20 protein-coding genes are annotated in these 24,824 nt (G+C 59.1%); 12 read left to right on the top strand and 8 right to left on the bottom strand.

All coding sequences use genetic code 11. From position 1 onward, the window contains the following. Window positions 1–18: 18 nt before the first annotated feature. A complete protein-coding gene (gene trkA, locus IB241_RS09500; protein WP_192298144.1) occupies window positions 19–1,392 on the top strand; it encodes a Trk system potassium transporter TrkA in 1,374 nt (457 codons plus the stop codon). 133 nt (window positions 1,393–1,525) lie between these two features. Then, the gene (locus tag IB241_RS09495; RefSeq protein ID WP_192298143.1) at window positions 1,526–1,837 is read left to right on the top strand and encodes a tetratricopeptide repeat protein; all 312 of its coding nucleotides are present in this window, start codon (window positions 1,526–1,528) and stop codon (window positions 1,835–1,837) included. 130 nt (window positions 1,838–1,967) lie between these two features. On the opposite strand, the gene IB241_RS09490 is transcribed toward IB241_RS09495, so the two are convergent. Both IB241_RS09490 and IB241_RS09485 read right to left on the bottom strand, forming a co-directional pair. Next, window positions 1,968–2,855: a lysophospholipid acyltransferase gene (locus IB241_RS09490; protein WP_192298142.1), complete on the bottom strand. Its 888-nt coding sequence runs from the start codon at window positions 2,853–2,855 to the stop codon at window positions 1,968–1,970. Window positions 2,856–2,895: 40 nt separating this feature from the next. Continuing rightward, entirely contained in the window at window positions 2,896–3,453 is a 558-nt protein-coding gene (locus tag IB241_RS09485) for a DNA-3-methyladenine glycosylase I (protein ID WP_192298141.1), read from the bottom strand. 81 nt (window positions 3,454–3,534) lie between these two features. Between IB241_RS09485 and glyQ the strand changes: the two genes are divergently transcribed. The 4 genes from glyQ (at window position 3,535) to IB241_RS09465 (ending at window position 7,931) form a co-directional block, all read left to right on the top strand. Then, entirely contained in the window at window positions 3,535–4,488 is a 954-nt protein-coding gene (gene glyQ, locus IB241_RS09480; protein WP_003187265.1) for a glycine--tRNA ligase subunit alpha, read from the top strand. After that, window positions 4,485–6,539, top strand: a complete 2,055-nt coding sequence (gene glyS / locus IB241_RS09475; RefSeq protein WP_192298140.1) for a glycine--tRNA ligase subunit beta — start codon at window positions 4,485–4,487, stop codon at window positions 6,537–6,539. The genes glyQ and glyS overlap by 4 nt, the downstream gene beginning before the upstream one ends. After that, window positions 6,539–7,078, top strand: coding sequence for a D-glycero-beta-D-manno-heptose 1,7-bisphosphate 7-phosphatase (gene gmhB, locus IB241_RS09470; RefSeq protein ID WP_173670281.1), 540 nt, complete (start codon window positions 6,539–6,541; stop codon window positions 7,076–7,078). Before glyS ends, gmhB begins: the two co-directional genes overlap by 1 nt. A gap of 82 nt (window positions 7,079–7,160) precedes the next feature. Continuing rightward, window positions 7,161–7,931, top strand: a complete 771-nt coding sequence (locus IB241_RS09465) for a lysophospholipid acyltransferase family protein (protein ID WP_192298139.1) — start codon at window positions 7,161–7,163, stop codon at window positions 7,929–7,931. 181 nt (window positions 7,932–8,112) lie between these two features. Here the strand turns inward: IB241_RS09465 and IB241_RS09460 are convergent, their stop codons facing one another. Further along, window positions 8,113–10,395, bottom strand: coding sequence for a CHASE2 domain-containing protein (locus IB241_RS09460; RefSeq protein WP_192298138.1), 2,283 nt, complete (start codon window positions 10,393–10,395; stop codon window positions 8,113–8,115). Window positions 10,396–10,746: 351 nt separating this feature from the next. Between IB241_RS09460 and IB241_RS09455 the strand changes: the two genes are divergently transcribed. Continuing rightward, window positions 10,747–11,469 (top strand): response regulator transcription factor, encoded by a 723-nt coding sequence (locus tag IB241_RS09455; RefSeq protein ID WP_192298137.1) that lies wholly within the window; start codon window positions 10,747–10,749, stop codon window positions 11,467–11,469. 103 nt (window positions 11,470–11,572) lie between these two features. Here IB241_RS09455 and gyrB read toward each other — a convergent pair whose 3' ends face one another. The 4 genes from gyrB to dnaA are packed head-to-tail and all read right to left on the bottom strand — an operon-like array spanning window position 11,573 to window position 17,762. Continuing rightward, complete coding sequence (gyrB, locus tag IB241_RS09450; protein WP_192298136.1) at window positions 11,573–13,990, bottom strand: DNA topoisomerase (ATP-hydrolyzing) subunit B; 2,418 nt, start codon at window positions 13,988–13,990, stop codon at window positions 11,573–11,575. Between the two features lie 4 nt (window positions 13,991–13,994). After that, window positions 13,995–15,098, bottom strand: coding sequence for a DNA replication/repair protein RecF (gene recF, locus IB241_RS09445; RefSeq protein WP_101265038.1), 1,104 nt, complete (start codon window positions 15,096–15,098; stop codon window positions 13,995–13,997). Between the two features lie 10 nt (window positions 15,099–15,108). After that, window positions 15,109–16,212 carry a DNA polymerase III subunit beta gene (gene dnaN / locus IB241_RS09440; RefSeq protein WP_122485322.1) on the bottom strand — a complete coding sequence of 368 codons (1,104 nt, stop codon included), beginning with the start codon at window positions 16,210–16,212 and terminating at the stop codon, window positions 15,109–15,111. A gap of 38 nt (window positions 16,213–16,250) precedes the next feature. Continuing rightward, complete coding sequence (dnaA, locus tag IB241_RS09435) at window positions 16,251–17,762, bottom strand: chromosomal replication initiator protein DnaA (protein WP_192298135.1); 1,512 nt, start codon at window positions 17,760–17,762, stop codon at window positions 16,251–16,253. 586 nt (window positions 17,763–18,348) lie between these two features. On the opposite strand from dnaA, the gene rpmH reads away from it, so the two are divergent. The 5 genes from rpmH to mnmE all read left to right on the top strand — a co-directional run bounded on the left by rpmH (window position 18,349) and on the right by mnmE (window position 22,298). After that, window positions 18,349–18,483 carry a 50S ribosomal protein L34 gene (gene rpmH / locus IB241_RS09430; RefSeq protein ID WP_003213577.1) on the top strand — a complete coding sequence of 45 codons (135 nt, stop codon included), beginning with the start codon at window positions 18,349–18,351 and terminating at the stop codon, window positions 18,481–18,483. Window positions 18,484–18,499: 16 nt separating this feature from the next. Then, entirely contained in the window at window positions 18,500–18,904 is a 405-nt protein-coding gene (gene rnpA / locus IB241_RS09425; protein ID WP_226454760.1) for a ribonuclease P protein component, read from the top strand. Continuing rightward, complete coding sequence (gene yidD, locus IB241_RS09420; RefSeq protein WP_192298133.1) at window positions 18,897–19,142, top strand: membrane protein insertion efficiency factor YidD; 246 nt, start codon at window positions 18,897–18,899, stop codon at window positions 19,140–19,142. Before rnpA ends, yidD begins: the two co-directional genes overlap by 8 nt. Window positions 19,143–19,144: 2 nt before the next feature. Beyond that, window positions 19,145–20,848 carry a membrane protein insertase YidC gene (gene yidC / locus IB241_RS09415; protein ID WP_192298132.1) on the top strand — a complete coding sequence of 568 codons (1,704 nt, stop codon included), beginning with the start codon at window positions 19,145–19,147 and terminating at the stop codon, window positions 20,846–20,848. A 79-nt stretch (window positions 20,849–20,927) separates the two neighbouring features. Continuing rightward, complete coding sequence (gene mnmE, locus IB241_RS09410; protein ID WP_192298131.1) at window positions 20,928–22,298, top strand: tRNA uridine-5-carboxymethylaminomethyl(34) synthesis GTPase MnmE; 1,371 nt, start codon at window positions 20,928–20,930, stop codon at window positions 22,296–22,298. A 19-nt stretch (window positions 22,299–22,317) separates the two neighbouring features. Here mnmE and IB241_RS09405 read toward each other — a convergent pair whose 3' ends face one another. Further along, window positions 22,318–24,648 (bottom strand): TonB-dependent siderophore receptor, encoded by a 2,331-nt coding sequence (locus tag IB241_RS09405; protein ID WP_412547867.1) that lies wholly within the window; start codon window positions 24,646–24,648, stop codon window positions 22,318–22,320. Between the last annotated feature and the right edge of the window lie 176 nt (window positions 24,649–24,824).

Here is a 24,824-nt window from a genome sequence, read left to right as displayed (position 1 = left end):
GTTTAAGGGAGTGACCGGATGAAAATCATCATCCTCGGGGCAGGGCAGGTCGGCGGCACGCTGGCCGAGCATTTGGCCAGCGAAGCCAACGACATCACCGTGGTCGACACCGACAGCGAACGCCTGCGCAACCTTGGCGACCGCCTCGACATCCGCACCGTGCAAGGCCGTGCGTCGTTCCCGACGGTGCTGCGCCAGGCCGGTGCCGACGACGCCGACATGCTGGTGGCGGTGACCAACAGCGACGAGACCAACATGGTCGCGTGCCAGGTTGCCCACACCCTGTTCCACACTCCGACCAAGATCGCCCGCGTGCGCGAAGCCGCCTACCTGACCCGCGCCGGCCTGTTCGACAACGACGCGATCCCGGTGGACGTGCTGATCAGCCCGGAACAAGTGGTGACCCATTACATCAAGCGCCTGATCGAGATCCCGGGGGCCTTGCAGGTGATCGACTTCGCCGAAGGCAAGGCGCAATTGGTGGCGGTCAAGGCGTACTACGGCGGGCCGCTGGTGGGCCAGCAACTGCGCCAGTTACGGGAGCACATGCCGAACGTGGAGACCCGCGTCGCCGCGATCTTCCGGCGCGACCGACCGATTTTGCCCCAGGGCGATACGGTGATCGAGGCCGACGACGAGGTGTTTTTCATCGCCGCCAAGGCGAATATTCGTGCAGTCATGAGCGAAATGCGTCGGCTCGATGAGAGTTACAAACGCATCGTCATCGCCGGTGGTGGGCAGATTGGCGAGCGCTTGGCCGAGGCGATCGAAAGCCGCTATCAGGTCAAGATCATCGAGATGAGTCCGGCGCGTTGCCGGCATTTGTCCGACACCCTCGACAGCACCGTCGTCCTGCAAGGCAGCGCCTCGGACCGCGACCTGTTGATGGAAGAGAACATCGCCGACGCCGACATCTTCCTGGCCCTGACCAACGACGACGAGGCCAACATCATGTCGTCGCTGCTGGCCAAGCGGCTGGGGGCAAAGAAGGTGATGACGATCATCAACAACCCGGCCTACGTCGACCTGATCCAGGGCGGCGACATCGACATCGCCATCAGCCCGCAACTGGCGACCATCGGCACCTTGCTCGCCCACGTGCGCCGCGGCGACATCGTCAGCGTGCACTCCCTGCGCCGAGGCGCGGCGGAGGCGATCGAGGCGATTGCCCATGGCGATGCAAAATCGAGCAAGGTGATCGGCAAGGCCATCCGCGATATCGGCCTGCCGCCGGGTACCACCATCGGCGCGATTATTCGCGATGAAGAGGTGATCATTGCCCACGACGATACGGTGATCGAGACCGGGGACCATGTAATCCTGTTCCTGGTGGATAAAAAACATATCCGCGATGTGGAGAAACTGTTCCACGTGGGGCTGAGTTTTTTCTGAGAAAGATTGGGTGAGCCTGCCGCCGTTATCGCGGGCAAGCCCGCTCCCACAGGAGATCGCGTTCCAACAGTGGGAGCGGGCTTGCCCGCGATGACGATATTGAAATCCTGGATAGCCAAAAGGACACACCGCCATGCTCGAATCCCTGGAAAAAATGCTCGCCAAGGGTGTGGATAACTCGCTGCTGCGCTTTGGTTTGGGCAAGGGTTATCTGGACTTGAAGGACAACGCCAAGGCGGCGGAGCATTTGCAAAAGTGCGTGGAGTTCGACCCGAAGTATTCGGCGGCGTGGAAGCTGTTGGGCAAGGCGCAGGCTGGATCAGGTGATTCAGCTGCCGCACGGCAGGCATGGGAGAAGGGGATAGAAGCGGCCCAGGCCCATGGCGATAAGCAGGCGGAGAAAGAAATGACGGTGTTCCTGAAAAAACTCGACCGCCAGGCCTGAAGTAATTCCTGTGGGAGCTGGCTTGCCTGCGATGCTGGCAACTCGGTCTGTCAGTTACACCGAGGTGATGCTATCGCAGGCAAGCCAGCTCCCACATTCGACCTCCATTGGCAGAGAGGTCAGCGGCTAGTCAGTACCACCGCTCCTCACCCGGCGGGCGCTTCTTGAAGCGTTTCATGCTCCACATGTACTGGCTCGGATAAGCGCCGACATACCGCTCCACCACCTTGCTCATCGCCGCGCAGGACGTGGCAGTGTCGGTGCTGTACATGTCTTCCGGTGCCGCTTCCAGAATCACTTTGTAACCCGAACCGTCCGGCAGCCGCAGGGCATGCAGGAATACGCCCACGGCTTTGTGGCCGGCAAGCATGTTCGGCACGAACTTGCTGGTCAGCGCCTGGGTGGCAAAGAACGGCACGAAGATCCCGGCGGATTCAGCCGGCTCCGGGTCGGCAGGAATGCCCACCTGGCCACCCCGGCGCACCTCCTTGATCACACTGAGGATGCCTTCCTTGGTCGACGCCGCCACGCGGTTGCCCAATTGCACGCGTTGTTTGCGCAGCAGTTCATCCACCGCCTTGAGCTTGGGCGGACGGTAGAAAATGATCGGTTTGCACTGGCTGCAATAGAAGTGGTTCAACACTTCCCAGTTGCCCAGGTGGCTGGTGATGCCGACCACGCCTTTGCCCGAGGCCAGGGCTTCATGCAGCACGTCGAGGCCTTCGACTTCGCGGACCAGGTCAATCGAACGCTGGGCCGGCCAGATCCAGGCGCAGGCGCTTTCGGTCAGGGATTTGCCGATGTCCATCAAGCTCTGGCCGACCAGGCGCTCGCGGGCGGCCGGGTCCATGTCCGGGAAGCACTTGGAGAGGTTGATCCGCACGGTGTCGCGGGAGCGGTTGGGGGTTTTCCACATGATCCAGCCAATCGCGGTGCCGACGGCCTGGACAGCGCGCCAGGGCAGCAGGGCGAACAACCGCAGAGCCCCTACCAGCAAGGCGCCTTTTAACTTTTCCACAGGTCACTCCTGATCGTGTGTGGTGCGCAAAGCGGGCATTCTAACCGGCGTTGGCCAAGTCCGCGTAACGGTCGCAGTCCTGGGTGTGGTCCATGACCATGCCGGACGCCTGCATGAACGCGTAGCAAATGGTCGGGCCGACAAAGGTGAAACCGGCCTTTTTCAGCGCTTTGCTCATGGCCTGCGCCTCGGGGGTGATCGCCGGGACTTCGCTGCGGTCCTTGAAGTGATTGACCTTGGGCGCGCCGCCGACAAACGACCAGAGCAACCCCACCGGGTCTTCCAGCGCCAGCCAGGCCGCGGCATTGCGCCGGGTGGCGTTGAGCTTGAGGCGATTGCGCACGATGCCCGGGTCCAACATCAACGCTTCGATTTCGGCATCGCTCAGCCGCGCCAGGCGCTGGGCATCAAAACCGAACAAGACCTTTCGATAATGCTCGCGTTTGCGTAAAACGGTGATCCAGGAAAGGCCTGCCTGGAACCCTTCGAGTAAAAGCAACTCGAACAAACCCTGCGCATCGCGCAGCGGCGTTCCCCACTCCTGATCGTGATAAGCCATGTACAGCGGATCTTCAGAACACCAAAAGCAGCGTGGCATAAGGCTCCAGGGAGTGGTGGCAGGGCCGAATCGGGTATACTCCCGCTCTTTAAATCGCAGCCCAAGTAACAGGTGAATTTCGTGAGCCAGCCTACGCCAGCCGTGCGTACCTTCCAAGACTTGATCCTCGCCCTCCAGCAGTACTGGGCCGAGCAAGGTTGTGTGGTACTTCAGCCCTACGATATGGAAGTAGGCGCCGGCACTTTCCACACCGCAACATTCCTGCGGGCCATCGGCCCGGAAACCTGGAACGCCGCTTATGTGCAGCCCAGTCGTCGCCCGACTGACGGCCGCTACGGCGAGAACCCGAACCGTCTGCAGCACTACTACCAGTTCCAGGTGGTACTGAAGCCGAACCCGGACAACTTCCAGGAACTGTACCTGGGCTCGCTCAAGCATGTCGGCCTGGACCCGCTGGTCCACGACATCCGCTTCGTCGAAGACAACTGGGAATCGCCGACCCTGGGCGCCTGGGGCCTGGGCTGGGAAGTCTGGCTCAACGGCATGGAAGTCACGCAGTTCACCTACTTCCAGCAGGCCGGTGGCATCGAGTGCTACCCGGTCACCGGCGAAATCACCTACGGCCTGGAGCGCCTGGCCATGTACCTGCAAGGCGTGGACTCGGTCTACGACCTGGTCTGGGCTGACGGCCCGTTCGGCAAGGTGACCTACGGCGACGTGTTCCACCAGAACGAGGTGGAGCAATCCACTTACAACTTCGAACACGCCAACGTCGACAAGCTGTTCGAACTGTTCGACTTCTATGAAAGCGAAGCCAAGCGCCTGATCGAACTCGACCAGCCGCTGCCGTTGCCAAGCTATGAAATGGTGTTGAAGGCGTCCCACACCTTCAACCTGCTGGATGCGCGCCGGGCGATCTCGGTGACTGCGCGTCAGCAATACATCCTGCGTGTGCGCACCCTGGCGCGTTCCGTCGCCCAAGCCTACCTGCTGGCTCGCGCCAAGCTGGGCTTCCCGATGGCTACCCCGGACCTGCGTGATGAAGTGTTGGCTAAGCTGGAGGCTGCACAATGAGTGCTCAAGATTTCCTGGTTGAACTGGGCACCGAAGAGCTGCCACCGAAGGCACTCAACACCCTGGCCGACGCGTTCCTGGCCGGTATCGAAAAAGGCCTGCACAGCGCTGGCCTGAAGTTCGCCGCGAAAAAAGTCTACGCCGCGCCACGTCGCCTGGCGGTGTTGCTGACCGCGCTGGAAACCCAGCAGCCGGACCGCAGCATCAACCTCGACGGCCCACCGCGCCAGGCGGCTTTCGATGCTGAAGGCAACCCGACTCAAGCCGCACTGGGCTTCGCCAAGAAGTGTGGCGTCGAGCTGAGCGAGATCGACCAGAGTGGCCCGAAGCTACGCTTCAGCCAGGTCATCACCGGCAAGCCGACCGCCAGCCTGTTGCCGACCATCGTTGAAGATTCCCTGAACGACCTGCCGATCCCCAAGCGCATGCGCTGGGGTGCCCGCAAGGAAGAGTTCGTGCGTCCGACCCAATGGCTGGTGATGCTGCTCGGTGACCAGGTCATCGATTGCACCATCCTCGCCCAGAAAGCCGGTCGTGATTCCCGTGGCCACCGCTTCCATCATCCTGAAGCCGTGCGCATCACTTCGCCGGCCAACTACGCCGCCGACCTGCGTGCCGCCTACGTGCTGGCCGACGCCAACGAGCGTCGCGAGCTGATCAGCAAGCGCACCGAAGAACTGGCGCGCCTGCAGGAAGGCACCGCCATCGTGCCGCCAAGCCTGCTCGACGAAGTGACCGCCCTGGTTGAATGGCCGGTGCCGCTGGTGTGCTCGTTCGAAGAACGCTTCCTCGATGTGCCGCAAGAAGCGCTGATCACCACCATGCAGGACAACCAGAAGTATTTCTGCCTGCTGGATGTGGACGGCAAGTTGCTGCCGCGCTTTATCACCGTGGCCAACATCGAGAGCAAGGACCCGCAGCAGATCATCGCCGGTAACGAGAAAGTCGTGCGCCCGCGCCTGACCGACGCCGAGTTCTTCTTCAAGCAAGACAAGAAACAGAAGCTGGAAGACTTCAACCTGCGCCTGCAGAACGTGGTGTTCCAGGAAAAACTCGGCAGCGTCTACGACAAGGCCGTGCGTGTTTCCAAGCTGGCGGCCTACATTGCGCCGCGCATCGGTGGTGATTCCGCCTGGGCCGCACGTGCCGGCCTGCTGTCCAAGTGCGACCTGGCCACCGAGATGGTCGGCGAGTTCCCGGAGATGCAAGGTGTTGCCGGCTACTACTACGCCCTCAACGACGGCGAGCCGGACGATGTGGCCCTGGCCCTGAACGAGCAGTACATGCCGCGCGGTGCCGGTGCCGAGTTGCCAAGCACCCTGACCGGTGCGGCCGTGGCCATCGCCGACAAGCTGGACACCCTGGTCGGCATCTTCGGTATCGGCATGTTGCCTACCGGTAGCAAAGATCCGTATGCCCTGCGCCGTGCGGCCCTGGGCGTGCTGCGTATCCTGATCGACAAGAAACTGGACCTCGACCTGACCCAGGCCGTGGTGTTCGCCGTCGGCCAGTTCGGCGCCAAGGTCAAGCAAGCCGGCCTGGCCGAGCAGGTCCTGGAATTCGTGTTCGACCGTCTGCGTGCGCGTTACGAAGACGAAGGCGTGGACGTGTCGGTGTACCTGGCAGTGCGTGCCCTGCAACCGGGTTCGGCGCTGGATTTCGACCAGCGTGTACAAGCCGTGCAGGCCTTCCGCAAGTTGCCGGAAGCCGACGCCCTGGCCGCCGTGAACAAGCGTGTGTCGAACCTGCTGAGCAAGGCTGAAGGCCTGGGCAATACAGACGTCGATCCTGGCCTGTTTGCCGATGCCAAGGAGTTCTCGCTGAACTCGGCCATTGCCAAGGCAGAAACTGCGGTGAAGCCGCTGATCGCCGAACGCAATTACGCCGAAGCCCTGGCGCGCCTGGCGACCTTGCGCGACCCAGTGGATGCGTTCTTCGAGGCCGTGATGATCAATGCCGAAGATGCAGGTGTGCGTAAAAACCGCTACGCCATGCTGGCGCGTCTGCGCGGTCTGTTCGTCAATATCGCCGACATCTCGACGCTGAGCTGATCATGTTGAAACTGCTGATTCTCGATCGGGACGGGGTGATCAATTACGACTCCGACGCTTACATCAAGTCGGTGGCGGAGTGGATTCCACTGCCCGGTTCGATCGAGGCCATCGCGCAGTTGAGCAAAGCCGGCTGGACCGTGGCCATCGCCACCAACCAGTCCGGCATCGCTCGCGGTTACTACGACATCGCCACCCTGGACGCCATGCATGCGCGCTTGCGCACGTTGGTGGCCGAGCAGGGCGGTGAGGTGGGGCTGGTGGTCTACTGCCCCCACGGGCCGGACGAGGGCTGCGATTGCCGCAAGCCCAAGCCTGGCATGTTGAAAATCATTGCAGAACATTACAAGGTGCCACTGGCTGGGATATGGTTCGTCGGGGACAGCCTCGGTGACCTGGAGGCGGCCAAAGCCGTCGACTCTCAGCCAGTTTTGGTTAAGACCGGGAAAGGCGAAAAGACCCAGGCGAAAAACCTGCCGGTGGGCACCTTGATTTTTGACGATCTGGCGGCGGTTGCCGCAGAACTTATCAACAACTAGTCGCCCTCGACTTCCTGACCAAGGAGTGTTCGGGAGTGCGCTTTTAACAGGCGGGCCATGCCCCGCAACGGTAAATGCCGCCATGTCGATCTTGCAGGCCATCAGAACCTTTTTCTTTTACCTGCTGCTGGGCACCAGTTCGTTTCTCTGGTGCACCCTGAGCTTTTTTATTGCGCCGTTTTTGCCGTTCAAGGCGCGCTATCGCTTTATCAACGTTTATTGGTGCCGCTGTGCGTTGTGGCTGTCCAAGGTGTTCCTGGGCATTCACTTCGAAGTCAAAGGCGCTGAAAACGTCCCGGACCAGCCCTGCGTGATTCTGTCGAACCACCAGAGCACCTGGGAAACGTTCTTCCTCTCTGCGTACTTCTCGCCCCTGAGCCAGGTGCTCAAGCGCGAACTGCTGTACGTGCCGTTCTTCGGCTGGGCCATGGCCATGTTGCGTCCGATCGCGATCGACCGTGACAACCCCAAGGCCGCACTCAAGCACGTGGCCAAGAAGGGCGACGAGCTGCTCAAGGACGGCGTGTGGGTACTGATCTTCCCGGAAGGTACGCGGGTGCCGTTTGGTACCGTGGGTAAGTTCTCCCGGGGCGGTACGGCATTGGCGGTCAACGCCCAACTGCCGGTGTTGCCGATTGCGCACAACGCCGGCAAGTTCTGGCCCAAGGAAGGTTGGGCCAAGCGTGCGGGCACCATCACCGTGGTGATCGGTAAGCCGATGTACGCCGAAGGTGAAGGCCCACGGGCTATCGCCGCGCTGAATGACCGGGCTGCGGCGTGGAATGAGGCTCAGCAACGCGCTATGGGTTCACTGCCGCCAGAGCCGGTTGTGGTGGAGACGCCGGTGGCGTGAGCATCTGTGGATAACCTGTGCACGGATTGTTGGCGAATTAGCATTTTTGCTTCATAACAAGCTGATTTACTTACATATTTCCCGAGCGCATAAAATCCGGAAAAAGGTGCATAAGTTTTTCCCCGTATAAAAAAACCGGTCCTTGTGACCGGTTTTTTATGCACAACGAAAAATACGTTTTTCAGTTGTCCAGCAACGGCAATTGCAGGCTGAGCGTGGTGCCCTTGCCCAGCGTGCTTTCGCAGTTGATCCGCCCACCATGGCGCTCCACGACGGCCTTGACCATGGTCAGCCCCAACCCCAACCCCTCGCTGCCCTGGGCCGACTCAAAGCGGCGGTATTGGCTGAACAACTCCGGCAAGTCCTCGGCGGCGATACCGGGGCCCTGGTCGCTGATGCGGCATTCCAACCAGCCCTGCGCGGTGTGGTGGCGCAACCTGACGGTTGTTCCTGAGGGCGAATACTTGATGGCGTTTTCCAACACGTTGAACAACGCACGGGTCAGCAGCGATTGATCGGCTGACACCATGCCCTCGTCGGCTTCGTCCAGATCGTGTACCAGGTGAATACCCTTGAGCTGGGCAATCAACGCCACTTGGTCAAACGCGTCCATCACCAGCATGGCAAACAGCGTCGGCTGGAACTGGTAACCGTCCGCCTCGGCCTTTGCCAACTGCACGAAAGATTCGGTAAGGCTCAAGGCGCGACGTACCTGCTGCTCGACCTGGGCAAACACCGGCGACTCGCTGCCATGCACATCCAGCAACGCGAGGATCGCGGAGTGGGGCGCACGCAGGTCGTGGGAAAGAAAGCGCAGCATGGTTTCGCGATGCTGCTGGGCTTCACGTTCCTTGCTCAGGTCCGTCAGGCTCAGCAGCCAGCCAAGCGCCACGTCGCCTTCAGCCGGCAGCAGAGGCGCCAGTTCCATGCGCAGGCTACGCTGGCGGATGTCCCGGAACTCAACCAGTTCCAGCGCCGAGAGGGCAGGGCGCACGCCATTGTGCAGGGGTGGATAACCCAGGTCGGCCAGTTGCTCCAGCAGGTTGTCGGCGACCAGATCATTGCCGAACACTTCTCGGGCGACGCGGTTGGCCAGCAGGATATTGCCCCTGGGATCGGTAATCAGCGTCGCCACCGGCAGGCACTCCAAGCCATCGGCCATGAAGCGCCGGGTATCACGCGTTCGGCTTACAGCTTGTTCCAGGGCGAAGATACGGCCCTGCAACACATCGCCCTTGCTGGCAGGCGCTCGGCGGCGTTCGGGCAGCACTTTGGGCTCGTTGTCCAGGCGGGCCAATTCCCAGCCGAAGTAGGCGAGGATCACGCTCAGGCGCCGCCAGTTCCAGATCAGGTAGCTGAGCAGCAAACCGATCAGGCATGCGGCTGGTGACCACCAGTGGCCCAGGCGCAACAACGCCCACGCAGTGATCAACGCGGTGGCCATACAGCCTAAGGTCATCCACAGCGCGTAGCGGGGACGATAGAGCAGCAAACCCAGCAGCAAGGCCACCAGGGAGGACGCCATCAGTGCCGCCAGCCAGCCAGGCAGATCAACAATGCTGCGACCCTGCAGCAGGCCGTTGAGCACATTCGCCTGCACCTCCACACCCGCCGTGGTGCCGACAGTGGCGGAAATGGGTGTGACAAAACGATCCCCCATGCCGGACGCGGTCGCGCCGACCAGTATCAGACGATCACGCAGTAGCTCGGGGGCCACTTCACCCCGTAACACGCTGGCGTAAGACACACTCGGAAAATGACTGTCGGTCGCGATAAACGGGATGCGGATGCCGTGTTCGCGATGCCATTGTTCGGTGATCTTCCCGTGGGACGTTCCCGGCATAGGCCCGGGTTCAGGGGTGCTCATCGTGTACGCCAGCCAGGCCAGTTGCGGCACCTTCGCGCCCACCGGGCCTTCACGCAGGTACAGGTTGCGCACCACGCCGTCGCTGTCCGCCTCGACGTTGATGTGCCCCAGCCCCTTGGCGCATTTGAGCAGCGGTAGCATTTGCGGCCCTGGTTGGCTGTAGCCCCCCGGACCCTCACGCACCAGCGGCAGCAAGACGTTGCCGGCGTTGCAAACCGCATCGGCCAGGCGTTTGTCATGGGTGGGGTCAGCGGGCTCGCTGAAGATCACATCAAACAGAATCGCGGCCGGCTGAGCGGCGCTCAAGCGATCAATGAGATCGGCATGCAAACTGCGCGGCCAGGGCCACTGGCCTAGTTTTTTGAGACTCGGGCCGTCGATGGTCACCAGCAGAATGCGGGGGTCTACTGGCAACGGTGTGAGGCGGCGCAGGCTGTCGTAGAGCGGGTTGTTCAAGGCCAGACCGGGGCTCAACGACAGGTAGGCAGTGATGGGCAGCAGCAGCAAACCAATCCATAACCACTCGCGCACCAGGCCGTGGAACAAGCGTTGGGCATGGGTGGGTTGGCGTTTCTCGGGCTTGCCCCAGAGCATCATAGGTCAGCGCGCCTGTGTGGTTGATGGGTGGTAAAGCCAGTGAAGCTCATTTTCGGCAGGTTGGAACAGTTCCGCTGCTGGGTGTTCATAAGGAAAGGCATCCGACATCGACGCACAGGAGTTTACGGCAGCTCACGCGTCGGCTGATCCTTTTCCTTACGGTCGGGAGTCGGTATCTTTCCCACATTGGTACCGAGGGCGTTCATGGGTTTAACCGCTCACTGATCTCAGCGTACCGAGAGATCCAAGGGGTCGATGAATCCAGGCACAATTCTTCAGATTCAACGGCTGGCATCTGCGCAGTACGTACCCTCAGACGACTGCCGTACTCTCCACAAAAAAGGACTACCCATGCGTGTCGCAATACTGGATGACGAGCCCGCCGAGCTGCGTCGGGTGGAACAGACACTGCGACAAATCCCCAGCACCGCCGAACAGCCTTGGACCCTGCATTGCTTCGAGCGCGGTGAGGACCTGCTGCGCCAATTGCGTCGGGAAACTTTTGACCTGCTGATCCTCGACTGGCAGCTCCCGGACATCTCCGGCATTGCCCTGTTGCGCTGGACCCGTGAGCACATGGAGTCGCCACCCGCCGTCATCATGCTCACCAGCCGGGATGCCGAGAGCGACATCGTCACCGCGTTGAACAGTGGCGCCGATGATTACGTCAGCAAACCTTTTCGGCCCAACGAACTCAAGGCGCGGGTCAGTGCAGTGTTGCGCCGTCATGGCCTGCAAAAGTCAGCTACCCATGAAGTGCAGAGCTTCAACGACCTGACCTTTGACGATGCCGAATTGACGGTGACCCGCGCCGGGAAACCCATCAACCTCACCGAGCGGGAATACCGCCTGGCCAGCTGCCTGTTTGCCAACTTGGCGCGACCACTGTCCCGTGAGTACCTGTATGAACGGTTTTGGACCCATGAAGAAATGGTCTCATCACGCCCACTGGACACGCATATCTATCGGCTACGCAATAAGCTGGGGCTGACGGCGGATAGGGGTTGGCAGCTGTTGACGATCTATGGGTACGGCTATCGGTTGGAGAGTGTGGCGGCAACTTCACAGGGTTGAAAGTTGGGATGTTCCACGTGGAGCATTTTCAAAATGCGTAGTTTCACCCAATAAAAAAGGCCAACGCATAGCGTTGGCCTTTTTGGTTTAGCGGTAGCCTGGATCAGAAATCCAGGTTGGAAACCGCCAATGCGTTGCTCTCGATGAAGTCACGGCGAGGTTCGACCGCATCACCCATCAGGGTGTTGAAGATCTGGTCTGCGCCAATGGCGTCTTCGATGGTCACGCGCAGCATGCGACGCTGGCTTGGGTCCATGGTGGTTTCCCACAGCTGATCCGGGTTCATTTCGCCCAGACCTTTGTATCGCTGGATAGTGTGACGCTTGGTGCTTTCGGCCATCAGCCAGTCGAGGGCTTCTTTGAATTCCTTGACTGCCTTCTTGCGTTCGCCACGCTGAATGTATGCGCCATCGTCCAGCAGGGTGCTCAATTGCGCGCCCAGTGTGACCACGGTTTTGTAGTCGTTGCTGCCGAAGAAGTCGCGGTTGAAGGTGACGTAGTTCGACAGGCCGTGGGAGATCAGTTCGACCTCTGGCAACCAGACGTTACGCTCACGGTCTTCGCGCAGGCTGGCCTTGTAGACCAGGCCAGACTTCTCGACAGTGCGAAGACGCACTTCGTACTGGGCCAGCCAATCCTGCATCGCTGCGTGATCGCCCAGCTGTTCCAGGCTCACGGCTGGCAGGTAGATGAAGTGCTCGGTCAGTTCCTGAGGGTACAGGCGCGACAAACGCTTGAGGGTCTTCATCACCATGCGGAAGTCGTTGACCAGGCGCTCCAGCGCCTCACCGGAGATGCCCGGAGCTTCGTCGTTCAGGTGCAAGCTGGCATCTTCCAGGGCCGACTGCGTCATGTACTCTTCCATGGCGTCGTCGTCTTTGATGTATTGCTCTTGCTTGCCCTTTTTCACTTTGTACAACGGCGGCTGGGCGATGTAGATGTAGCCACGCTCGATCAGCTCCGGCAACTGACGGAAGAAGAAGGTCAGCAGCAGCGTGCGGATGTGCGAACCGTCGACGTCAGCATCGGTCATGATGATGATGTTGTGGTAGCGCAACTTGTCGATGTTGTACTCATCACGGCCAATACCGCAGCCCAATGCCGTGATCAAGGTGCCGACTTCCTGGGAAGAAATCATCTTGTCAAAACGGGCTTTCTCGACGTTGAGGATCTTACCCTTCAACGGCAGGATGGCCTGGGTGCGACGGTTACGACCCTGCTTGGCGGAACCGCCAGCAGAGTCACCTTCCACCAGATACAGTTCGGAGAGGGCAGGGTCCTTCTCCTGGCAGTCCGCCAGTTTGCCCGGCAGGCCGGCGATGTCCAGCGCGCCTTTGCGGCGGGTCATCTCACGGGCCTTACGCGCGGCTTCACGGGCACGTGCTGCGTCGATCATCTTGCCGACGACCAGCTTGGCTTCGTTCGGGTTCTCCAGCAGGAAGTCGGAGAAGTACTTGCCCATCTCCTGTTCCACTGCGGTCTTCACTTCGGAAGACACCAGCTTGTCTTTGGTCTGGGAGCTGAACTTAGGGTCCGGCACTTTTACCGAGATAATCGCGGTCAGGCCTTCACGGGCATCGTCACCGGTTGTGGCAACTTTATGCTTCTTGGCCAAGCCTTCGGCTTCGATGTAGGTGTTCAGGTTACGCGTCAGTGCGGAACGGAAACCCACCAGGTGAGTACCGCCGTCGCGCTGTGGAATGTTGTTGGTGAAGCACAACAGGTTCTCGTTGAAGCTGTCGTTCCACTGCAGGGCGATTTCCACGCCGATGCCGTCTTCGCGCTGGATGTTGAAGTGGAACACCTGGTTGACCGCAGTCTTGTTGGTGTTCAGGTATTCAACGAACGCACGCAGGCCGCCTTCATACTTGAACAGCTCTTCCTTGCCGCTGCGCTCATCCTTGAGGACGATACCCACACCGGAGTTGAGGAAGGACAGTTCACGAATACGCTTGGCCAGGATGTCCCAGCTGAAGTGGATATTCTTGAAGGTTTCAGCCGATGGCTTGAAATGGATCTGCGTACCAGTGGTTTCGCTGTCGCCGACAATTTTCATCGGTTCTTTCGGAACGCCGTGGATGTAGGTCTGTTCCCAGATCTTGCCGCTGCGGCGAACGGTCAGGATCAGTTCTTCGGACAGTGCGTTCACTACGGATACGCCTACACCGTGCAAACCGCCGGATACTTTGTAGGAGTTGTCATCGAACTTACCGCCGGCGTGGAGCACGGTCATGATGACCTCTGCCGCCGAAACGCCTTCTTCTTTATGCACATCGACCGGAATGCCGCGACCGTTGTCGCGTACGGTGATGGATTCATCCGGGTGGATGATAATGCTGATGTCGTCGCAGTGACCGGCCAGCGCTTCGTCGATGGAGTTATCGACCACCTCGAACACCATGTGGTGCAGACCGCTACCATCATCGGTGTCGCCAATGTACATACCGGGACGTTTGCGTACGGCATCCAAACCTTTCAGCACTTTAATGCTGGTCGAGTCGTACGTGTTTTCTTCGCTCATGCCTTCACTCCCGATGGTCGTGGGTCTGGGTGATACGGCCCTGTTCCACGTGGAACAAAGCGACTGGCGTTTCCGTCTGCCAGCCTTCCCTCAATAATTCGTGGTCTACACAGGTGATAAACACCTGGCAGCGTAAGTCTTCCAACAAGCGGCATAGCGCGCGGCGATGCTGCTCGTCGAGTTCAGACGGCAAGTCATCCACCAGATAAATACACTGACCGCGTCGGGCTTGGCTAACCAAATGCCCCTGGGCGATACGCAGCGCGCACACCACCAACTTCTGCTGGCCACGGGACAAGATGTCTGCGGCATTATGAGCGCCTAATCTAAGGCGCAAATCGGCACGTTGGGGGCCGGCCTGGGTATGGCCAATTTGCTGGTCCCGCTGCAAGGACGTCGCGAGTACGGCACTCAGTTCTCGCTCTTTGTCCCAGCCACGGTAGTAGCTCAGCGTCAGCCCTTCGAGATCCAACAACTCACTCAAGGTCTGCTCAAAGACTGGTTTCAAGGCTTTGATATAGGCGCGGCGGTATTCATCAATTTCGTCGCTGGCCAGGCACAGTTCCCGGTCCCAAGCCGCTTGCGAAGCGGCGTCAAGTGTACCATGCCGCAGCCATGAGTTCCGCTGCCGCAGGGCCTTCTGCAAGCGCTGCCAGGTGGCCATGAAACGCGGTTCCACGTGGAACACTCCCCAATCGAGGAACTGCCTGCGGATTTTTGGCGCACCTTCCAGCAAACGGAAGCTGTCTGGGTTGATCAGTTGCAGCGGCAGGATTTCCGCCAGCTGCGCTGCGCTACGCGCATTTTGACCATCAATACGGATTTGAAACTCACCACCGCGATCACGGGATATGCCCAAGGCGCTATGTCCCCCTTCAGCCAATTCGACTTGGCCAAATACCGTGCAGGCCAGTTGTTCGTATTGGATCACCGGCAACAGGCGGGCACTGCGAAAGGAACGGGCAAGCCCCAGCAAGTGGATGGCTTCCAGCACGCTGGTTTTGCCACTGCCGTTGGCGCCGTGGAGGATATTGATGCGGGGGGAGGGGGAGAAGGTCACCGGGTGCAGATTGCGCACCGCGGTGACCGAGACGCGACTGAGGGACATCTAGCGTCTATTACAGGCGCATCGGCATAACAACGTAAGCCGAGTCGTCGTTGTCGGATTCCTGCACAAGGGCACTGCTGTTGGAGTCCGACAGAATCAGGCGAACCTGTTCAGTGGTCATCACCCCCAGCACGTCCAGCAAGTAGCTCACGTTGAAGCCGATCTCCAGGGAACCGCCGTTGTAGTCGACGCCCACTTCTTCTTCGGCTTCTTCCTGCTCCGGGTTGTTGGCCTGGATTTTCAGCTGACCGTTGGCCAGTTGCAGACGGATACCACGGTACTTTTCGTTGGAAAGAATCGCGGTACGGCTGAAGGCTTCACGCAACGCCTGGCGATCGCCGAGCACCAATTTGTCACCGCCCTTGGGCAGTACGCGCTCGTAATCCGGGAACTTGCCGTCAACCAGCTTGGAGGTAAAGGTGAACTCGCCGGTGGTCGCGCGGATGTGGTGTTGGCCCAACACGATGCTGACATTGCCATCCGGCTCAGTGAGCAGACGCGCCAGTTCGAGGATACCCTTGCGCGGCACGATGACCTGATGACGGTCCGGCTGGCCGATGTCGGCTTTCATCGAGCACATGGCCAGGCGATGGCCGTCGGTGGCTACGGCACGGATGATGCCTTCAGATACCTCCAGCAGCATGCCGTTGAGGTAGTAACGCACGTCCTGTTGCGCCATGGCGAAGCTGGTGCGCTCGATCAATCGACGCAGCTTGCTCTGCTCCAGGCTGCAGGTCAGCGAGCCCGGGCCTTCTTCCACGGTTGGGAAGTCATTGGCCGGCAAGGTCGACAGGGTGAAGCGGCTACGACCAGCCTTGACCACCAACTTGGCTTCATCAACCTTGATGTCGATCAGCGCGTCGTTCGGCAGGCTCTTGCAGATGTCCATCAGCTTGCGCGCTGGAACGGTGATCTCGCCAGGTTCGGCAGGCTCTTCCAACTGCACACGACCGACCAGTTCGACTTCCAGGTCGGTACCAGTCAGGGACAATTGCTGGCCTTCGACCACCAGCAATACGTTGGAAAGCACCGGCAAGGTCTGTCGGCGCTCGACGACGCCTGCGACCAGTTGCAGGGGTTTCAACAGGGCTTCGCGTTGAATGGTGAAATGCATGGTCTAGTCCCTTGCCTTAATAAGCTGCGCTGGTGTCATCAAGTGGTCAGTGTACGCAGCAGGTTCTTGTAGTCCTCGCGAATATCCGCGTCGGATTCCTTGAGTTCGTTGATTTTGCGGCACGCGTGCAACACGGTGGTGTGGTCACGACCGCCAAATACATCGCCGATTTCCGGCAGGCTGTGGTTGGTCAGCTCCTTGGAGAGCGCCATGGCCACTTGCCGTGGACGTGCCACCGAGCGCGAACGGCGCTTGGACAACAGGTCGGAAATCTTGATTTTGTAGTATTCGGCGACAGTGCGTTGGATGTTATCCACACTCACCAATTTGTCTTGCAGGGCCAGCAGGTCTTTCAGGGATTCGCGAATCAGCTCGATGGTGATGTCGCGCCCCATGAAGTGCGAGTGCGCGATGACCCGCTTGAGTGCGCCTTCCAGCTCACGCACGTTGGAGCGAATGCGTTGGGCAATGAAGAACGCTGCATCGTGGGGCAGGTCGACTTTCGCCTGGTCGGCCTTTTTCATCAGGATCGCGACGCGGGTTTCCAGTTCCGGCGGCTCTACCGCAACGGTCAGGCCCCAGCCGAAGCGCGACTTCAAGCGTTCTTCCAGGCCTTCGATTTCCTTCGGATAGCGGTCACTGGTCAGGATGACCTGTTGGCCGCCTTCGAGCAGGGCGTTGAAGGTGTGGAAAAACTCTTCCTGTGAACGTTCCTTGCGTGCGAAGAATTGAATGTCATCGATCAGCAAGGCATCAACGGAACGGTAGAACCGCTTGAACTCGTTGATGGCGTTTAGCTGCAAGGCCTTGACCATGTCAGCCACGAAGCGCTCCGAATGCAGGTACACAACCTTGGCATTCGGGTTCTTCTTTAATAGATGGTTACCCACAGCGTGCATCAAGTGAGTCTTACCCAAGCCAACGCCGCCATAAAGGAAGAGTGGGTTGTAACCATGCTTGGGGTTATCGGCGACCTGCCAGGCGGCCGCTCGGGCCAGCTGGTTGGATTTACCTTCGACAAAGTTCTCGAAGGTGAAAGTGCGGTTCAGGTAGCTGGTGTGCTTGAGCGCGCCTTCAACTTGCACGGTGCGCTGTTCGGCGCGAACCGGTGCTTGCTGGGAGCTGGCACCGGCCATCGGGTCAAAGCTGTCGCGTGACGGCTCTTCGTTCTCCGGCGCGCTTTTCTGCGCAGAGGCCTTGGATGGCGCGGGAGCTGGCGCAGGCGCCGGCGGTGCCGTCACGGCCTGGGCTTGCGAGGCAGCGGCAGCCAACGGCGCATTCGGTGCAGCGCGAGGCGCGGAGCTACGCTTGCTTCCTATTAATAAGGAGAGCACAGGGGCAACACCGTTGCCATGTTCGTCGAGCAATTCGAGAACGCGGCCCAGGTACTTCTCGTTGACCCAGTCGAGAACAAAACGATTGGGTGCGTAGACACGCAACTCGTCGCCTTCGGCTTCGACTTGTAGCGGACGGATCCAGGTGTTGAATTGCTGGGCAGGCAGCTCCTCGCGCAAAAGCTCCACGCACTGCTGCCAAAGTTCCACTGACACGGATATCCCCTAAGTTGAAAGCCGGTGAGGCAAAAACAGCCGCCATTGTAGCGGCGAGCCGCCCACTTATCCACATGTAGGTTGCGCACAGGGCAGCCAAAATCAACGTGTTAAGCACAAAAAATGCGACCAATGGTCTGTGCATAAGCTCTGTGGATAAGCGTGCCTAAGCTCGTTGTACAAGTGGGGGCGAAAGTCTGTGGGTAACTGGCCTGTGGATAACAACCCATTCCACCCACAGCTTATCCGACAGTGCAGCACAGGCAGAGCCCAGTTTCTCCCCCGTGTTGTCATTCTCTGTACATCAGGTGGAATATGGCCTGGAGACAGTTATCCACAGAGGATGGCGTGCCTAGCTTTTATAAGCTTTACAGAAAAGCTTTAAATAACTTCCTTCTTTATTTTTATATCTATGGCATTGCTCATGAACGCCTGGCGAACAGGAAACGGCGAATTGGCCTATAGAGATCTAATTGAAGGAAAAGCTGGTTGGAAATTGACCTAGAGGCTTGCTTTCTCTAGAATCGCCGGTCTCTTAAAACGGGGGCCATTCCGGCCCGTTGTGGACGAACCAGGTAACAACGCCATGAAACGTACTTTCCAACCAAGCACCATCAAACGCGCCCGCACCCACGGTTTCCGTGCTCGCATGGCTACCAAGAACGGCCGTGCTGTCCTGTCGCGTCGTCGCGCCAAAGGTCGTGCACGTCTGGCAGTTTGATAATCCGGTACCTGCGGTGAGTCAGGACTTCAGTCGGGAAAAGCGTTTGCTTACCCCCCGGCACTTCAAGGCAGTCTTTGACTCCCCCACCGGCAAGGTTCCGGGGAAAAATCTCCTGCTCCTTGCGCGTAACAACGATCTGGATCACCCCCGTCTCGGGTTGGTGATCGGCAAGAAGAGCGTAAAGCTCTCCGTTGAGCGCAATCGCCTCAAGCGTCTGATGCGCGAATCGTTTCGCCTCCACCAGGACACTCTGGTTGGTTGGGATATTGTTATCGTCGCGCGCAAAGGCTTGGGGGATGTAGAAAACCCCGAATTGATTCAGCATTTCGGCAAGCTCTGGAAACGTTTGGCTCGCACCAGCAAGCCAGCACCAGCAGTCAGCACCGAAACTGTAGGGGTAGACAGCCTTGATGCGTAAACTGGCAATCGTTCCGATCCAGTTTTATCGCTATGCCATTAGTCCTCTGATGGCCAACCACTGTCGTTTCTACCCCAGTTGTTCCTGCTACGCGTTAGAGGCCATAGAAAATCATGGTCTTCTGCGCGGTGGCTGGCTGACCTTTCGTCGTTTAGGTCGCTGTCATCCGTGGAATGCCGGTGGTTATGACCCGGTTCCACCTATCCCTACCTCCCGTTCTTCTTCGATGGCCGAGTAATCATGGATATTAAACGCACGATCCTGATCGTCGCCCTGGCAATCGTGTCCTACGTCATGGTCCTTAACTGGAACCAGGACTACGGCCAAGCTGCCCTGCCGACTCAGAATGTTGCTGCCAATGCTGTTCCAGCGGGGCTTCCCGATACAGTGAGTGGCACCAACACTGCCGCCAGTGATGACATTCCACGTGCCGCGGGCGAAACCAATGCCCCTGCCGAAGTGCCAGTTGCCGCTAGCACGGACCTCATCCAGGTCAAAACGGATGTATTGGACCTGGCTATCGACCCGCAAGGTGGCGATGTTGCCAAGCTGACACTTCCGCTGTACCCACGCCGTCAGGATCACCCGGAAATTCCATTCCAGTTGTTCGATAACGGTGGCGAGCGCGTTTACCAGGCTCAAAGTGGCTTGATCGGCACCAACGGTCCCGATGCAAGCGCTACCGGTCGTCCGGTTTTCTCCTCGGAGAAGAAGAGTTATCAACTGGCCGATGGCCAGAACCAATTGGTCGTTGACTTGAAGTTCAGCAAGGACGGCGTCAACTACATCAAGCGGTTCACACTCAAACGCGGCCTGTACGACATTGTTGTCACTTACCTGATCGACAACCAGAGCGCTCAACCTTGGACCGGTGCGATGTTTGCCCAGCTCAAGCGTGATGCCAGCTCCGATCCGTCTTCCAGCACCGCGACTGGCACCGCGACTTACCTGGGCGCTGCCCTGTGGACAAGTTCGGAGCCGTACAAAAAAGTGTCGATGAAAGATATCGACAAGGTAGCCGAAGACAAGCAAAAGGCACCGATCACCTACAACGTGAACGGTGGCTGGGTTGCATGGCTGCAACACTACTTCGTGACCGCGTGGATTCCCCAGCCTGGCCAGAACAACCTGGTCGCGGCGCGCAAGGACACCAAAGGCAACTACATCATTGGCTACACTGGCCCGGCGTTGACCGTCGCACCAGGTGCCAAGGCTGAAACCAGCGCCACTCTGTACGCCGGGCCGAAAAGCCAGGCTGTACTCAAAGAGTTGTCCCCAGGTCTGGAACTGACTGTGGACTACGGCATCCTGTGGTTCATTGCCCAACCGATTTTCTGGTTGCTGCAACATATCCACAGCATCGTCGGCAACTGGGGCTTCTCGATCATCTTCTTGACCATGCTGATCAAGGGGATCTTCTTCCCACTGTCGGCAGCCAGCTACAAGTCGATGGCGCGCATGCGTGCCGTGGCCCCGAAACTGGCCGCGTTGAAAGAACAGCATGGTGATGACCGGCAGAAAATGTCGCAGGCCATGATGGAGCTGTACAAGAAAGAGAAGATCAACCCGTTGGGTGGTTGCTTGCCGATTCTGGTACAGATGCCGGTGTTCCTGTCGCTGTACTGGGTTCTGCTGGAAAGCGTGGAAATGCGTCAGGCGCCGTTCATCCTGTGGATTACTGACCTGTCGATCAAAGACCCGTTCTTTATCCTGCCGATCATCATGGGCGCGACCATGTTCATCCAGCAGCGTCTGAACCCGACTCCGCCGGACCCGATGCAGGCCAAGGTAATGAAAATGATGCCAATCATCTTCACCTTCTTCTTCCTGTGGTTCCCAGCTGGTCTGGTGCTGTACTGGGTGGTCAACAACGTATTGTCGATCTCTCAACAGTGGTACATCACGCGTAAAATCGAAGCGGCTACCAAAAAAGCCGAGGCGTAATTTACTCTGTGGATAACCACTCAAGACGCCCCCTAGTGGGGCGTTTTGCTTTCCGTCACTTTTGTTCTGGAACCTGCCGATGAGCGCTCCTCGTGAAACCATCGCTGCTGTCGCTACCGCTCAAGGTCGCGGCGGCGTCGGTATTGTGCGTATTTCCGGGCCACTCGCTGGCGTGGCGGCCCAAGCCATCAGCGGGCGGGAGCTGAAACCGCGTTATGCCCATTACGGTCCGTTCCTGGATGCTGACAGCAGTGTGTTGGACGAAGGCCTGGCGCTTTACTTCCCGGGGCCGAATTCGTTCACCGGCGAGGATGTCCTGGAATTGCAGGGCCACGGTGGCCCGGTGGTGCTGGACATGCTGTTGCAACGCTGCCTGCAATTGGGTTGCCGATTGGCCCGGCCGGGGGAGTTCAGCGAGCGTGCGTTCCTGAATGACAAGCTCGACCTGGCGCAGGCCGAGGCGATTGCCGACTTGATCGAGGCCAGTTCTGCACAGGCGGCGCGCAATGCGCTGCGCTCGTTACAGGGGGCGTTTTCCCTGCGTGTGCATAACTTGACCGAGCAATTGATCAGCCTGCGCATCTATGTCGAGGCGGCGATTGATTTCCCGGAAGAGGAAATCGACTTTCTTGCCGATGGCCACGTACTGGCGATGCTGGATAAAGTCCGTGAAGAGTTATCCACAGTGCTGCGCGAAGCCGGGCAGGGCGCCTTGCTGCGTGATGGCATGACGGTCGTTATCGCGGGGCGCCCGAATGCGGGCAAATCCAGCCTGCTGAACGCCCTGGCGGGGCGCGAAGCAGCTATCGTCACCGAGATCGCCGGCACTACCCGCGACATCCTGCGTGAACATATCCACATCGATGGCATGCCGTTGCACGTGGTCGACACTGCCGGTTTGCGTGATACCGATGACCAGGTGGAAAAGATCGGCGTGGAACGGGCACTCAAGGCCATCAGTGAAGCAGACCGCGTGTTGCTGGTTGTGGATGCCACCGCACCTGAAGCTGTGGACCCTTTTGCACTGTGGCCTGAATTCCTCGAACAGCGGCCGGACCCGGCCAAGGTCACGTTGATCCGTAACAAGGCCGACCTCACGGGTGAGGCGATTGCCATGGAAACCAGCGAGGATGGCCACGTCACTATCAGCTTGAGCGCCAAGTCGGCGGGTGATGGCCTCGAGTTGCTACGCGAACATCTCAAGGCCTGCATGGGCTACGAGCAGACCTCCGAAAGCAGCTTCAGCGCGCGCCGTAGGCACCTGGAGGCGTTGCGCCATGCAAGCGCGGCGTTGGAGCACGGTCGCGCGCAGTTGACCCTGGCGGGTGCCGGAGAGCTGCTGGCCGAAGATTTACGCCAGGCGCAGCAGCTGTTGGGGGAAATCACCGGCGCATTCAGCTCCGATGATTTGTTGGGACGGATCTTTTCCAGTTTCTGCATCGGCAAATAGCCGAGTTATCCACAGCGGTTTACCAGTTATAGGACACCGTACCGAGCAAGGTACGGCTGTCACCCCAATAGCAACGCCCCGCATCGTTGCAACCCGACACATATTCCTTGTCGAACAGGTTCTTGGCGTTCAGGTCCACCGACCAGTGCGGGTCGATCTGATAACCCACAACCGCATCCACCAATGTGACGCTTCCAGGGTCGAGCTTGCCGTACAAGCTCGGCTTGCTGTAGGAAAACGCGCTATCGAAGTAACGCACACCGCCACCAAAGGACAGGCCTTTGAGCTGGCCATCGAGGACGCGATATTTGCCCCACACCGAGGCTTGATTGCGCGGAACACCCGTCATCTGGCGCCCCTCAACCAGCGAACCGGCGAAATCCTTGGTAATCCGTGCATCGGTATAGGTGTAGGCCGCTGTCACGTTGAGGTTGGGCGAGATGTTGCTGTTGATCTCGACCTCGGCACCTTTGGCACGGCTTTCACCCACCTGGCGGTACGTGTTGGTGGTGGAATCGAGGTAGGTATCGTCCTCCTTGCGCAAGTCATACACCGATAATGTCATCGCCGTATCCCAGCCAATCGGCTCGTACTTCACACCCACTTCGTATTGCCGGCTGGTGATCGGCTTGAGCGGTGAGCCCGCCACCGAGATCTGCTGCACCGGCACGAATGCTGTGGAATAGCTGACATAGGGCGTCAGGCCGTTGTCGAACTGGTACATCACGCCACCCTGGTAGGTGAACTTCTGTTCCGTGGTGCTGGAGTCGGTCGAGGGCTTCACCTTGTCGCGGAAATCACTGTCGACCCAGTCCTGACGGCCGCCGAGCAAGAACAACCAGTGGTCATACTTACTCTGGATCTGTGCATAAACCCCTTTCATCTGCTGTTCCAGCAAGGTGTTCTGGATGGCGAGCGGTGTGGTCGGTTCGCGCAGGTACACCGGGTTATACACATTGATGGTCCCGGCAAACCCGGCGTCCCAGTCCTGGTTGAACGAGGTGCGATCGTAGCTCGCGCCGAACAGCACAGTATTTTCCAGGTCGCCCAGCTGGAATTTCCCCTCCAACTGGTTATCCAGGGAATACACCATCGACTTGTTGTAGCGGTCGTAGGCATTCATGTTCAACTGGGTGCCGAAGCCGCGGTTGTTCAACTCTCCGGGCCAGGTCTCATGACGGTTGATGCGTGACTGCATGTAACGCGAATTCTGGCGGAACTGCCATTCGTCGTTGAAGCTGTGGCTGAATTCGTATCCGGTGCTCCAGGCTTCCCGCTCAAACGTGTTCCAGTCCGGATCGCCGAGCAGGGTGTGCTTGGACAATTTCCCATTTGGATTGGTCAGCAGAGTGCCGGCGGCGGGTAGGCCGAGTTCCAGGTTGGTGTGGTCTTTCTGGTAGTTGGCCAACAGCGTCAAGGTGTTGTAATCGTCGAAATTCAGGGTCAGGGACGGCGCAATGTAGAGGCGATCATCTGGCACATGGTCGGTCTGGGTGTCGGACTTGCGACCAAGCATCACCACGCGCCCCAGGATATTGCCGGCGTCAGTGAGTGGGCCGGAAATATCCACACCCAGTTGGCGGCGGTTATTCGAACCGTAACCCAGTTGCACCTCGCCCTGTGGCGTGGCGGTTGGATGTTTGCTCACCAGATTCACCAGGCCGCCGGGGGCGTTTTCGCCATAGAGCAGGGAAGAGGGCCCCCGGAAGATTTCCACACGCTCCAGGCCATAGGGCTCACTGGTGGTGTCGTACCGGTTGCCTTGTACGCGAAGGCCATCGCGCAGCAAGCCGTAGCCGTAATCGGTGGCGTTAAACCCGCGAATGAAGAACAGGTCACCCGCCAGACCATCGCCTGCGGCAAAAGGCGGCGCGAAGATACCGGGTACATAACCAAGGACTTCAGTCAGGGTCTGGGATTTCTGGTCCTTGATACGTTGGCCGGTGACCACCGATACAGAACGCGGCGTTTCCGACAAAGGCGTACTGGTCTTGGTGCCGATTCGACTGTTTTGCGCTTTGTAACCGACGTCCCCGGCAATCTCCTGATAAAAACCACCCTGTTGATAAGTACTGACGGTGGTAGGTGCCAACGTCAATTCCCCGGTCGGCGCGGCTTGTAATACATAACTGTCAGGCGCCTGCGCGACGGCCTGTAGGCCAGATTCGCGGAGTAACAGTGCAAAACCCTGTTCTGTTGAGTAATCCCCATCCAATCCAGGGCTGCGCAAATGCGCAGTCTGTTGTGGGGAGAAAGAGAGAATGACATTGGCCCTGGCGGCAAATTGGCTCAAGACGTTATCCAGCGGGCCAGCGGCAATGCTGTAGTGCTGCGTCGCGCTCGCGGCCATCACACAGGTAGGCAGGAAAACACCGACGGCACTGGCAGTACTTAACAGTAAACCGCATGAAAAGCCGTGGCGGGACAGTCGCTGGCGAAGCTGGGAAGGAAGGCGCATGTGTGGGTAAGCCCTGAAGGTTGCGTCGTAATTACCTGTAGGGCCGCGACAGATTGAAAAAAGATAAC

The sequence above is a fragment of the Pseudomonas sp. PDM05 genome, from assembly GCF_014851685.1.
GTDB lineage: Bacteria > Pseudomonadota > Gammaproteobacteria > Pseudomonadales > Pseudomonadaceae > Aquipseudomonas.
The sequence above is the reverse complement of the archived record's forward strand: the minus strand, read 5'-3'. Positions and strand labels throughout refer to the sequence as shown.

Bases quoted from the DNA above. Each gene is read 5' to 3' on its own strand.
- recF (WP_101265038.1), bottom strand. From the start codon at position 15,098: ATGTCCCTCAGTCGCGTCTCGGTCACCGCGGTGCGCAATCTGCACCCG.
- glyS (WP_192298140.1), top strand. From the start codon at position 4,485: ATGAGTGCTCAAGATTTCCTGGTTGAACTGGGCACCGAAGAGCTGCCA.
- trkA (WP_192298144.1), top strand. From the start codon at position 19: ATGAAAATCATCATCCTCGGGGCAGGGCAGGTCGGCGGCACGCTGGCC.
- IB241_RS09455 (WP_192298137.1), top strand. From the start codon at position 10,747: ATGCGTGTCGCAATACTGGATGACGAGCCCGCCGAGCTGCGTCGGGTG.
- IB241_RS09465 (WP_192298139.1), top strand. From the start codon at position 7,161: ATGTCGATCTTGCAGGCCATCAGAACCTTTTTCTTTTACCTGCTGCTG.
- rpmH (WP_003213577.1), top strand. From the start codon at position 18,349: ATGAAACGTACTTTCCAACCAAGCACCATCAAACGCGCCCGCACCCAC.
- mnmE (WP_192298131.1), top strand. From the start codon at position 20,928: ATGAGCGCTCCTCGTGAAACCATCGCTGCTGTCGCTACCGCTCAAGGT.
- IB241_RS09485 (WP_192298141.1), bottom strand. From the start codon at position 3,453: ATGCCACGCTGCTTTTGGTGTTCTGAAGATCCGCTGTACATGGCTTAT.
- IB241_RS09405 (WP_412547867.1), bottom strand. From the start codon at position 24,648: ATGGCCGCGAGCGCGACGCAGCACTACAGCATTGCCGCTGGCCCGCTG.
- IB241_RS09460 (WP_192298138.1), bottom strand. From the start codon at position 10,395: ATGATGCTCTGGGGCAAGCCCGAGAAACGCCAACCCACCCATGCCCAA.
- yidD (WP_192298133.1), top strand. From the start codon at position 18,897: ATGCGTAAACTGGCAATCGTTCCGATCCAGTTTTATCGCTATGCCATT.
- gyrB (WP_192298136.1), bottom strand. From the start codon at position 13,990: ATGAGCGAAGAAAACACGTACGACTCGACCAGCATTAAAGTGCTGAAA.
- yidC (WP_192298132.1), top strand. From the start codon at position 19,145: ATGGATATTAAACGCACGATCCTGATCGTCGCCCTGGCAATCGTGTCC.
- dnaN (WP_122485322.1), bottom strand. From the start codon at position 16,212: ATGCATTTCACCATTCAACGCGAAGCCCTGTTGAAACCCCTGCAACTG.
- IB241_RS09495 (WP_192298143.1), top strand. From the start codon at position 1,526: ATGCTCGAATCCCTGGAAAAAATGCTCGCCAAGGGTGTGGATAACTCG.